The organism is Pantoea sp. GbtcB22 (assembly GCF_019091025.1).
Lineage (GTDB): Bacteria > Pseudomonadota > Gammaproteobacteria > Enterobacterales > Enterobacteriaceae > Pantoea > Pantoea leporis.
On the sequence record NZ_JAGXKB010000703.1, the window covers coordinates 1 to 241 of the forward strand.

Here is a 241-nt window from a genome sequence, read left to right on the forward strand (position 1 = left end):
ACACTGATTTGTCGTTTTTCAGCGCGATTTCCAGATTCTCAAACACCGTCAGTGCTTCGAATACCGTGGGTTTCTGGAACTTGCGCCCAATACCGGCGCGCGCGATCTCCACCGGCGACATTTTGCTGTGATCGGTATCCTGGTCGTAGATCACCTGGCCATTATCCGGCCCGGTTTTACCGGTGATCACATCCATCAGCGTGGTTTTTCCCGCGCCGTTGGGGCCGATCACACAGCGTAG

1 protein-coding gene is annotated in these 241 nt (G+C 55.2%); it reads right to left on the minus strand.

The features are described 5' to 3' along the window. A partial coding sequence (locus KVT28_RS26410) for an ATP-binding cassette domain-containing protein (RefSeq protein ID WP_217551258.1) occupies window positions 1–241 on the minus strand: 241 nt, incomplete at both ends.